Raw genomic sequence first — 10,945 nt, forward strand, 5'->3', positions numbered from 1 at the left:
CGGTCGGCGGGCCTTCCATGCGGGCGCCGCCGGCCGCCCGGCGCTCCTCGGGAGCGGTGCCGGCGCACGGCCGGAATCGGTGAGCGACGGGGGCCCTCGACAGCATGGAAGCTCAGCGTGATGAAATAGCTACGTGCAGGCACTGCTCAGGCCGGATGGCGGTCGCCGTAGGCTCGGCTCATGGCTGATCCGGCGTCCTACCGGCCCCCGCCGGGCTCGATCCCCGAGACCCCGGGCGTGTATCGCTTCCGCGACGAACATGGCCGGGTCATTTACGTGGGCAAGGCCAAGAGTCTGCGCGCCCGGCTGGCCAACTACTTCGCCGACATCCACACGCTGCACCCCCGGACCCAGCACATGGTCACCACGGCCGGTTCCGTGGAGTGGACCGTGGTGTCCACCGAGGTCGAGGCGCTCCAGCTCGAGTACACCTGGATCAAGGAGTTCGATCCGCGCTTCAACGTCCGCTACCGCGATGACAAGAGCTATCCGAGTCTCGCGGTGACGCTGTACGAGGAGTTCCCGCGGCTCCAGGTGATGCGTGGGCCCAAGCGGCGCGGCGTGCGCTACTTCGGCCCCTACGCGCACGCGTGGGCCATCAGGGAGACCCTGGACCTGCTACTGCGGGTCTTCCCCGCGCGCACCTGCAGCTCCGGGGTCTTCAAGCGGGCTGGCCAGGTGGGCCGTCCCTGCCTGCTCGGGTACATCGACCGCTGCTCGGCCCCCTGCGTCGGGCGGGTCGACGCCGATGCCCACCGCCAGATCGTCGACGACTTCTGCGACTTCATGTCCGGGCAGACCGGCCGCTACCTGCGCCGGCTCGAGCGCGAGATGCGGGCCGCGGCCGAGGCGCAGGAGTACGAGCGCGCCGCGCGGCTGCGTGACGACATCGGGGCGCTGCGCCGCGCGGTCGAGAAGCAGGCCGTCGTCCTGCCCGACGGCACCGACGCCGACGTGATCGCCTTCGCCCAGGACGAGCTGGAGGCCGCGGTCCAGATCTTCTACGTGCGCGGCGGTCGGGTCCGCGGCCAGCGGGGCTGGGTCGTCGACAAGCTCGAGGACGTCACCACCGCCGACCTCGTCGAGCAGTTCCTGACCCAGGAGTACCTCGACGGCGTGCGCCCGGCCGGCACCGCTGATACCGCTGATACCGCCGGCACCGCCAATACCACCGACCCGGCGCCGGCCGCGCAGATCCCCCGCGAGATCCTCGTGCCCGAGCTGCCGCCGGACGCCGAGGCCGTCGCCGAGCTCCTCGAACGGGCTCGTGGGGCCCGCGTCGACCTGCGCGTCCCCCGCCGGGGGGACAAACGCACCCTGATGGAGACCGTCGAACGCAACGCCAAGCAGGCGTTCACCCTGCACCGGACGAAGCGCGCCGGCGACCTCACCGCGCGCAGCCGCGCGCTGGCCGACCTCCAGGAGGCGCTGGAGCTCCCGGACGCCCCGCTGCGGATCGAGTGCTTCGACGTGTCGAACACCCAGGGCACCGACGTCGTGGCCAGCATGGTGGTCTTCGAGGACGGTCTGCCCCGCAAGTCGGAGTACCGCCGGTTCTCCATCCGCGGGGTCGACGGCCAGGACGACGTGGCGAGCATGCACGAGACCGTCCACCGGCGCTTCTCCCGCTATCTGGCGGAGCGGGCCCGCACCGGCGAGCTCGAGGAGTACCCGGGCGCCCCCACCGGCGACGACGAGGCTCCCGAGACCGGCCGGCCCCGGCGGTTCGCCTACCCGCCCAACCTCGTCGTCGTCGACGGCGGGCCGCCGCAGGTCGCCGCCGCCGCGCGCGCGCTCGACGAGCTCGGCATCGAGTCCGGGCCCGGCGGGGTGGCACTGTGCGGGCTGGCCAAGCGCCTGGAGGAGGTCTGGCTGCCCGACCAGGACGAGCCGGTGATCCTCCCGCGGACGAGCGAGGCCCTCTACCTGCTCCAGCGCGTGCGGGACGAGGCGCACCGGTTCGCGATCACCTACCACCGGCAGAAGCGGTCGACGTCGATGGTCGCCTCGGCGCTCGACGACGTCCCGGGGCTCGGGGAGACTCGACGCAAGGCGCTGCTGCGGCACTTCGGCTCGGTGGCGAAGGTGCGGGCCGCGGGCGCCGAGGAGATCGCGCAGGTGCCGGGCATCGGCCCGCGCACGGCGGAGGCGATCGTCGCCGCTCTGGCGCGGTCGGCCCCGGGCACGGACGCGGCGCCGGCGCCCGCCGTCGACCCGCTGACCGGTGAGATCATCGGCTCGGCGGGGGTGACCCGGTGACAGCGGCGACGCTCGACCTTGCGATCATCACGGGGCTGTCCGGTGCCGGCCGCAGCACGGCGGCCAAGTGCCTCGAGGACCTCGGCTGGTTTGTCGTCGACAACCTGCCCCCGGCGCTGCTGTCGACGATGGCCGAGCTGGGGCACCGTTCCGGCGGGGCGGTGAGCCGGATCGCCGTCGTCGTCGACGTGCGCGGGCGGGCGTTCTTCTCCGACCTGCGTGCGGCGGTGGAGGCACTGGACTCGCGCGGCATGCACCCGCGGATGCTCTTCCTGGAAGCGTCCGACGACGCGCTGGTGCGCCGCTTCGACCATGTCCGCCGTCCGCACCCGCTGCAGGGCGACGAGCGGGTCGTGGACGGCATCAACCGGGAGCGGACGCTGCTCGCGGAGTTGCGCGGCGAGGCCGACCTCGTCCTCGACACGACCGATCTCAACGTGCACGAGTTGAGGGCCAAGATCGACGCCGCCTTCGGCCAGCCGCGCGCCAACCGGCTCAACGCCACCGTGATCTCGTTCGGCTACAAGTACGGCCTGCCGCTGGATGCCGACCTCGTCGCCGACTGCAGGTTCCTGCCCAACCCGCACTGGGTCGAGGCGTTGCGCCCCCACACCGGGCGGGACTCGCAGGTCCGCGACTACGTGCTGGCGCAGCCCGGCGCGACGGAGTTCGTCGACCAGTACACGGCGTTGCTCAGGCTGGTCGGCGAGGGGTACGTGCGGGAGGGCAAGCGGTACCTGACCCTGGCGGTGGGCTGTACCGGGGGCAAGCACCGCAGCGTCGCCGTCGCCGAGCAGCTCGGGGCCCGGCTCGCCGCCGACGGCGTCGGCGTCCGGGTCGTGCACCGGGATCTGGGCCGCGAGTGACCGCCGACGCTCCCGCGATCGTCGCGTTCGGCGGCGGACACGGCCTGGCCGCGTCGCTGGCCGCGCTGCGCCGGATCACCCGCCACCTGACCGCGGTGGTTACCGTGGGTGACGATGGTGGTTCGTCGGGCCGGCTGCGCGCCGAGCTCGGCGCCCTGCCCATGGGCGACCTGCGGATGGCCCTCGCCGCGCTGGCCGGCGCCGACGAGTGGTCCCAGACGTGGGCTGACCTCTTCCAGCACCGGTTCGGCGGCGGCGGGGCGCTCGCCGGCCACGCGGTCGGCAACCTCGTGCTGACGGCGCTGGCGGAGCGCGCGGGCTCCCCGGTGGCCGCGCTCGACCTGGCGGCGTCGCTGCTCGGCGTCGACGGCCGGGTGCTGCCACTGTCATGCGCCGGCATCGACATCGTCGCGGACGTGACCGGCCTCGACCCGAACCGGGCCGGGGAGTCCGCGGAGGTCCGCGGCCAGGCGGCCGTCGCGACGACCCCCGGCCGGGTGGCCGGGGTACGCCTGGCCCCGGCGGAGCCGGCGGCCTGCGGTGCCGCCCTCGCGGCCGCCGCCGCCGCGGACTGGATCGTCCTCGGTCCGGGCTCGCTCTACACGAGCGTGCTGCCGCACCTGCTCGTGCCCGACATGCGCGCGGCGATCACGGGCGCCGACGCCCACCGGGTGATGGTGCTCAACCTCGTGGCGCAGCCGGGCGAGACGGCCGGCTACACCCCCGAGGCCCACCTGCACGCCCTGGCCACGCACGTCCCGGGGCTGCGCCTCGACGTGGTGATCGCGGACCCGGCTGCGGTCTGCGACCCGGACCCGCTGGCCCGCGCGGCCGCGGACCTGGGCGCCCGGCTCCACCTCGCACCCGTGCGGGTTCCCGGTGAACCCGCGCTGCACGACCCCGAACGTCTCGCGGCCGCGTTCCGCGCCGTCTTCGCGCAGGACGGCGCCGTGGCGGTGCCGTCGGCGGCCCGTCCGATGGACGGCCAGCGGGCCTGGCCTGGCCGGCAGCCGGGAGCGGCCTGTGCCGACCCCTCGGGTGTCGGGTGCTCATCCACCGGTGGCTCCGGCCACCGGATCCCCTCCGGCGAATGCAAGGAGTGATCGGTGTGGCGGCGATGACGGCCACCGTCAAGGACGAACTGAGCAGGCTGCGAGTGGCCAAGCCCTGTTGCCGGCGGGCCGAGATGGCGGCGATGCTGCGGTTCGCCGGCGGCCTGCACATCGTCGGCGGCCGCATCGTGGTGGAGGCCGAGCTCGACACCGGCGCCACCGCGCGCCGGCTGCGGCGTGAGATCGCCGAGGTCTTCGGCTTCCCGTCGTCGGTGGCCGTGCTCGCGGCCGGCGGCCTGCGGCGGTCGGTGCGCTACATCGTCCGCGTCGAGCGGGACGGGGAACAGCTCGCCCGGTCGACGGGCCTGCTCGACCAGCGCGGCCGGCCGGTACGCGGCCTGCCGCCGCAGGTGGTGACCGGTTCGGCGTGCGACGCGGCGGCGGCCTGGCGGGGTGCGTTCCTCGCGCACGGCTCGCTGACCGAGCCCGGCCGGTCCTGCTCGATGGAGGTCACCTCGCCCGGCCCGGAGGCGGCGCTGGCGCTTGTCGGCGCCGCCCGGCGGATGGGCGTGCAGGCCAAGAGCCGGGACGTCCGCGGCGTCGACCGCGTGGTCGTCCGGGACGGGGACGCCATCGGCGCGCTGCTGACCAAGATCGGTGCGCATGACAGCCTGATGGCCTGGGAGGAGCGGCGGATGCGCCGCGAGGTCCGGGCCACGGCGAACCGGCTGGCGAACTTCGACGACGCGAACCTGCGCCGCTCGGCGCGCGCCGCGGTGGCCGCCGGCGCGCGGGTGCAGGCGGCGATGCGCATCCTCGGGGACGACGCCCCCGACCACCTGCTCGCGGCCGGGCGCCTGCGCCTGGAGCACGCGCAGGCGTCGCTGGAGGAGCTCGGCGCGCTCGCGGACCCGCCGCTCACCAAGGACGCCGTCGCCGGGCGGATCCGCCGGCTCCTCGCGCTGGCGGACAAACGGGCCAACGCGCTGGGCATCCCCAACACCGAGGCGAGTGTGTCGCCGGAGCTGTTCGAGAACGCCTGAGCACGCAATCGCTACCACGGACGGGGCACAGCGAGAGACCCGGTACGCGGCGTGGCCGTGGAAGCCCATGGGATAGGGTGATTGTCGAAACGGCGCGGCATTCAACCAAATGCCGAGTGTGCCGGGTCGCTCGGTGTGAGGAGACCGACATGGATCGGTTCGGATTCCCGCCGATGATGTCCCGACTCGCTAGGCTCCTGGCACACGACGGCACACGAGCATAGGGGAGTCCTGGACGTGGCTACGCGGGTGGGTGTCAACGGCTTCGGGCGAATCGGTCGTAACTTCTGGCGGGCGCTTGCAGCCAGCCGGCGTAGTGATCTGGAGATCGTCGCCGTCAACGACCTGACGGACAACAAGACGCTCGCGCACCTGCTGAAGTACGACACGACTCTGGGCACGCTGCCCGAGTCGGTCTCCGTCGGCGAGGACGGCATCCGCGTCGGCGACAGCACGATCAAGGTGCTCGCGGAGCGTGACCCGGCCGCCCTGCCCTGGGCTGACCTGGGCGTCGACGTGGTGATCGAGTCGACCGGCCGCTTCACCACGGCCGAGACGGCCGGCAAGCACCTGACCGCCGGGGCGAAGAAGGTCATCATCTCGGCGCCGGCCAAGGGTGAGGACCTCACGGTCGTCATGGGCGTGAACGACGACGTCTACGACCCGGCGAAGCACCATATCCTCTCGAACGCTTCCTGCACGACGAACTGTGTCGCGCCATTGGCGAAGGTTCTCGACGAGGCGTTCGGTATCGAGCGTGGTCTGATGACCACGATCCACGCTTACACCAATGACCAGGTCATCCTTGACTTCCCACATTCCGACCTGCGTCGGGCGCGGGCGGCGGCGCAGAACATCATTCCCACCACCACCGGTGCCGCGAAGGCGACCGCTCTCGTGCTCCCGCACCTCAAGGGCAAGCTCGACGGCATCGCGATGCGTGTTCCGGTCCTTGACGGCTCGGTCACCGACCTTGTCGTGAACCTGGCCCGTCCCGCGTCGAAGGACGAGATCAACGCCGCGTACAAGGCGGCGGCGGAAGGCCCGCTGAAGGGCTATCTCGTCTACACGGAGGACCCGATCGTGTCCTCCGACATCGTGGGTACCCCGGCGTCGTGCACCTTCGACTCGCTGCTCACGATGTCCAGCGGCAGCCAGGTGAAGGTCGTCGGCTGGTACGACAACGAGTGGGGTTACTCCAACCGGCTCGTCGACCTGACCGGGCTCGTCGCCGCCCGGATCTGACATCGGCGAACCGGCCCGTCCATCGCACCTTCGCCCACCCCGGAGCAGCCCAGCGTGAGGACGATCGACGACCTGCAGGTCACCGGTCACCGCGTACTTGTCCGCAGTGATCTCAACGTGCCCCTGGACCATTCCAAGGGCGCGCCGCGCATCACCGACGACGGCCGGGTGCGCGCGAGCGTGCCGACCATCCAGGCTCTTCTGGACCGGAACGCGAAGGTGATCGTCTGCTCGCATCTGGGACGTCCCAAGGGGGCCCCGGAGGAGAAGTACTCCCTCGCCCCGGTCGCCGAGCGGCTCGCCGAGCTGCTCGGCGTCCCGGTGGCGTTCGCCGGGGACGGCGGCGGCGACATCGCCGGTGACCGGGCCCGGGAGGTGGTCGGGCAGCTCGCCGAGGGCCAGGTGGCCCTGCTGGAGAACCTGCGCTTCCACCCGGGCGAGACCAGCAAGGACACCGTCGCCCGCGCGACCTTCGCCGACGAGCTCTCGGCGCTCGCCGAGTTCTACGTCGGCGACGCGTTCGGCGCGGTGCACCGGGCCCACGCGAGCGTGTCGGAGGTGCCCAAGCGCCTCCCGCACGCCGCCGGCCGGCTGGTGCTGACCGAGCTCGAGGTGCTGCGGGCGCTGACCGCGGCGCCGGCCCGGCCGTACGCCGTCGTGCTCGGCGGGTCGAAGGTGTCGGACAAGCTCGGCGTCATCCGGGCCCTGCTGCCGAAGGTGGACACGCTCCTCGTCGGCGGCGGCATGTGCTTCACCTTCCTGGCGGCCCTCGGGCACCCGGTCGGCGCCTCGCTCCTGGAGAGCGAGATGATCGACACCTGCAAGGACCTGCTGGCCGAGGCCGGTGACCGGCTCGTGCTGCCCACCGACGTGGTGGTCGCCGACCGGTTCGCCGCCGACGCGGAGACCGCCGTCGTCGCCGCCGACGCGATCCCGGACGGCTGGCTCGGCCTCGACATCGGGCCGGCATCCACCGCCGCGTTCGCGCGCGTGGTCGCCGGTGCGGCGACGATCTTCTGGAACGGCCCGATGGGCGTGTTCGAGTTCGCGCCGTTCGCGGAGGGTACCCGCGGGGTCGCCGAGGCGGTCGCGGCCGGCGGCGGCTTCTCGGTCGTCGGTGGCGGCGACTCGGCCGCCGCGGTGCGCACCCTCGGCATCCCGGAGGACGACTTCAGCCACATCTCCACCGGCGGCGGCGCGAGCCTGGAGTACCTGGAGGGCAAGACGCTCCCGGGCCTCGCCGCGCTCGACGTCTGAGCACCACCGAGTCTGATCTCCACACTTTCACCGAGGAAGGGAAGCAGGGACGTGGCGAAGGGGGCACCCGCCCGCGGGTCGGCCGGAACCGGCCGGCGGACGCTGGTCGCCGGCAACTGGAAGATGAACCTCAACCACCTCGAGGCCATCGCGCTGGTGCAGAAGGTCGCCTTCGACCTCAAGCCCGCCGAGCTCGAGCGGGTCGAGGTGGTCTTTCTGCCGCCGTTCACCGACCTGCGCAGCGTCCAGACGCTGATCGACGGCGACAAGCTCGCCGTCGGCTACGGCGGCCAGGATCTCTCCCCGCACGGCTCGGGCGCCTACACCGGCGACATCAGCGGGCCGATGCTGTCCAGGCTTGGCTGCTCGTACGTCGTCGTCGGGCACTCCGAGCGGCGCACGTACCACCACGAGGACGACGCGCTGGTCGCCTCGAAGGTCCTGGCGGCCTACAAGCACAACATCACGCCGATCCTGTGCGTCGGCGAGCACGAGGACATCCGCGCCGCCGGAACGCATGTCGAGCACGTCCTGGCACAGCTCGAGGGCTCGCTGGCCGGTGTGAGCGCGGAGCAGGCGGCCACACTCGTCGTCGCCTACGAGCCGGTCTGGGCGATCGGTACCGGGCGCACCGCCTCCGCCCAGGACGCGCAGGACATGTGCGCCGCCGTGCGCGGCCAGCTCACAAAGCTGTACGGCGAGCCGATCGCGGCCGGCATCCGGGTCCTCTACGGCGGCTCGGTGAAGGCCGCCAACGCGGCCGAGCTGTTCACCATGCCCGACGTGGACGGCGGTCTGGTCGGCGGTGCGAGCCTGGTCGCCGAGGAGTTCGTCGGCATCATCCGCAGCGGTCCGGCGGCGTAGCGGGGGCTGTCCGCCACCGGTACGCGCCCGCGGCCGGCCGCGCACGAGCCGTCCCGGGGTGTGCCACATCGGTGACCGGGCGGTGTCATGTACGTTTGCACGATCGTCGAGTAGCCCGATCGGGTGCGACGGTACGGGCCCACCACACGTTGCTGGAAAGGCGGAGGAGGTGCGTAGGACGGTGGCGAGGCTCCGCTGGGAGGCTCGACCCGGCCACCGGGTCGCCTGCCACGTCCCCGAGGAGCGGGAGCTGGTCTAGATGACGGTCGGTCTGTCGATCGCCCTGATTGTCGCGAGTGTGCTGTTGGTGCTGTTGGTGCTGTTGCACCGGGCCAAGGGCGGCGGTCTGTCGACACTGTTCGGGGGCGGTGTCTCCTCGTCACTGGGGGGATCGTCCGTGGTCGAGAAGAATCTCGACCGCCTCACCGTCGCGGTGGCCCTCTTGTGGATCACCTGCATTATCGGTCTCGGTCTGCTCCTGAAGAATTGAACGCCTCTCCGGGGCGGCGGCTCGGTCATGCCCGAGGGATCGCCGCCCTGCTCACCGCCCTCCTGACCACGGTCGCCCTGCTCACTGTCGCGGGATGCAGCGGCGAGTCGGACCCGACGCCGGGCCCGATGGCGGCGAGCCCGACCACGCCGCCGACGACTGCCTCCCCGCTCGAGAAGCCCGGCGGCACGCTGCGCCTGCTGACCGGGCGGATGCCGACCGGCGACCCCGGGTGGGCCGACGAGCCGGGGGAGCGGGCGTTCGCCCGGCTGGTGACCCGCCAGCTCTACAGCTACCCCGCCGACGCCGACACCGCCAGGTCGACGATCCCGCGCCCCGACCTCGCGGCCGGTGCCCCCGTGGTGACCATGGGCGGCACCGTCTACACCGTGCGGCTGCGCTCGGCGGCCCGGTGGAACACCCCGAACCAGCGCCGGATCACCGCGACGGACGTCGCCCGCGGCCTCAAGCGGATGTGCGCGCCGCCGTCGCCCTCCCCACTGCGCGGGTACTACGCGGCGACGGTCGTCGGCTTCGCCGAGTACTGCGCCGAGCTCGCCGCGGCGCCGGTGGCCGACGCCCCCGCGCTGATCGAGAGCGGCACCGTCCCCGGGATCGAGGTCATCGGCGACGACACCCTCGCGTTCCACCTGATCAAGCCGGTCAACGACTTCGTGGACATCCTGGCCCTGCCGGCCAGCTCGCCGGTGCCGCTGGAGGCCCTGGCCTACCCGCCGGACTCCCAGCAGTACCTCGACAACCTGATCTCCGACGGGCCGTACCGGTTCGTGTCGGAGCCCGGCGGTGGCTACCGGCTGTCCCGCAACCCGGCCTGGAGCGGCTCCTCGGACGGCATCCGGCGGGCGCTGCCCGACCACATCACCGTCACCGACGGGCTCGACCCGGCGACCATCACGGCGCGCATCGAGGCCGGTGACGCGGACATGGCCCTGAGCGGCGACATCCCCGCCGACGACCTGGCCCGACTGGTCGAGAGTGCCGACAGGAAGCTCGTGGTCGCTCCGACCGGCCCGGTCGTCGCCCTCGTCGTCGGGCTCAACGGGCCGTCCGCGGCGGCCCTGCGCGACCAGCAGGCCCGGGAGGCGCTGGCCTACTGCATCGACCGAACGGCGGTGGCCGCCGCGCTGGGCGGCCCCACGCTCGCCACGGCGACGGCCCAGCTCCTGCAGTCGCCGATGACCGGCTACGAGACGTACAACCCCTTCCCGGCCGGGGACGGCTCCGGGGACTCACGGCGCTGCGCCGACGGCCTCGCGAACAACCCGGGCGGGAAGGTGACGGCGCTGTCCCTGCTGACCACGGACAGCGCCACCGACACGGCGGTGGCCGAGGCGCTGCGCGCCGTGTTCGCCCGCGCCGGAATCCGCCTCGACCTGCGCATCCGCACCGGCGCGCAGTACACTGCGGCCGCGTCGAGCCCGGGCGGGCAGTTCTGGGACCTCGCCCTGACCACGATCACCCCGGACTGGTTCGGCGACGCCGGTCGTACCGTCTACGAGCCGCTGCTGGACGAGGCCTGGGTGGGCGCCCGGCCGGCCGACGGCGGCTACCGCCGTCCGGACCTCCTCGCCCGCTACGAGTCCGCCGTGACGGCCTCCTCCGAGGACGACGCCGCCACGGACTGGGCCGGGCTGGAGCGAACGGTGCTGAACGACGCCGCGGTCGTGCCCCTCGCGGTCACCCACACGTCGCGGCTGCGTAGCTCGGCGGTACAGGCGTTCACGATCGTGCCGTCGCTGGGAACCGCCGATCCCACAGCGGTTTCGCTCGGTCCCTGAGGGTCTCCGGACCGGCGGCGGGACCAGTCGCACACCCGTGAGGGGGCCCCTAGGGTCTGTTCCAAGTTCG

The 10,945-nt window shown here is 72.8% G+C and carries 9 protein-coding genes; all 9 read left to right on the top strand.

The annotated features are described in order from the left end of the window. The first annotated feature begins 180 nt into the window (after window positions 1-180). The 9 genes from uvrC (at window position 181) to E0504_RS23175 (ending at window position 10,875) form a co-directional block, all read left to right on the top strand. Window positions 181-2,259, top strand: coding sequence for an excinuclease ABC subunit UvrC (uvrC, locus tag E0504_RS23135; RefSeq protein ID WP_112107421.1), 2,079 nt, complete (start codon window positions 181-183; stop codon window positions 2,257-2,259). Continuing rightward, window positions 2,256-3,125: an RNase adapter RapZ gene (rapZ, locus tag E0504_RS23140; protein ID WP_112107424.1), complete on the top strand. Its 870-nt coding sequence runs from the start codon at window positions 2,256-2,258 to the stop codon at window positions 3,123-3,125. The genes uvrC and rapZ overlap by 4 nt, the downstream gene beginning before the upstream one ends. Beyond that, window positions 3,122-4,228, top strand: a complete 1,107-nt coding sequence (gene yvcK, locus E0504_RS23145) for a uridine diphosphate-N-acetylglucosamine-binding protein YvcK (RefSeq protein ID WP_112107426.1) — start codon at window positions 3,122-3,124, stop codon at window positions 4,226-4,228. Before rapZ ends, yvcK begins: the two co-directional genes overlap by 4 nt. Then, complete coding sequence (whiA, locus tag E0504_RS23150) at window positions 4,216-5,220, top strand: DNA-binding protein WhiA (RefSeq protein ID WP_198145480.1); 1,005 nt, start codon at window positions 4,216-4,218, stop codon at window positions 5,218-5,220. Before yvcK ends, whiA begins: the two co-directional genes overlap by 13 nt. Window positions 5,221-5,457: 237 nt before the next feature. Further along, the gene (gene gap / locus E0504_RS23155; protein WP_020459667.1) at window positions 5,458-6,465 is read left to right on the top strand and encodes a type I glyceraldehyde-3-phosphate dehydrogenase; all 1,008 of its coding nucleotides are present in this window, start codon (window positions 5,458-5,460) and stop codon (window positions 6,463-6,465) included. A gap of 54 nt (window positions 6,466-6,519) precedes the next feature. After that, the gene (gene pgk / locus E0504_RS23160; RefSeq protein WP_071065516.1) at window positions 6,520-7,722 is read left to right on the top strand and encodes a phosphoglycerate kinase; all 1,203 of its coding nucleotides are present in this window, start codon (window positions 6,520-6,522) and stop codon (window positions 7,720-7,722) included. A gap of 51 nt (window positions 7,723-7,773) precedes the next feature. After that, window positions 7,774-8,586 (top strand): triose-phosphate isomerase, encoded by an 813-nt coding sequence (gene tpiA / locus E0504_RS23165; protein WP_112107428.1) that lies wholly within the window; start codon window positions 7,774-7,776, stop codon window positions 8,584-8,586. A 259-nt stretch (window positions 8,587-8,845) separates the two neighbouring features. Then, a complete protein-coding gene (secG, locus tag E0504_RS23170; RefSeq protein WP_018503306.1) occupies window positions 8,846-9,076 on the top strand; it encodes a preprotein translocase subunit SecG in 231 nt (76 codons plus the stop codon). Then, on the top strand, window positions 9,073-10,875 hold the full coding sequence (locus tag E0504_RS23175) for an ABC transporter substrate-binding protein (RefSeq protein WP_112107431.1): 1,803 nt from the start codon (window positions 9,073-9,075) through the stop codon (window positions 10,873-10,875). The genes secG and E0504_RS23175 overlap by 4 nt, the downstream gene beginning before the upstream one ends. Window positions 10,876-10,945: the final 70 nt, after the last annotated feature.

Source organism: Parafrankia sp. BMG5.11, from assembly GCF_004337455.1.

What these genes read in the sequence shown, in the direction of transcription:
- uvrC (WP_112107421.1), top strand. Translation starts at nt 181, where the DNA reads ATGGCTGATCCGGCGTCCTACCGGCCCCCGCCGGGCTCGATCCCCGAG.
- whiA (WP_198145480.1), top strand. Translation starts at nt 4,216, where the DNA reads ATGCAAGGAGTGATCGGTGTGGCGGCGATGACGGCCACCGTCAAGGAC.
- secG (WP_018503306.1), top strand. Translation starts at nt 8,846, where the DNA reads ATGACGGTCGGTCTGTCGATCGCCCTGATTGTCGCGAGTGTGCTGTTG.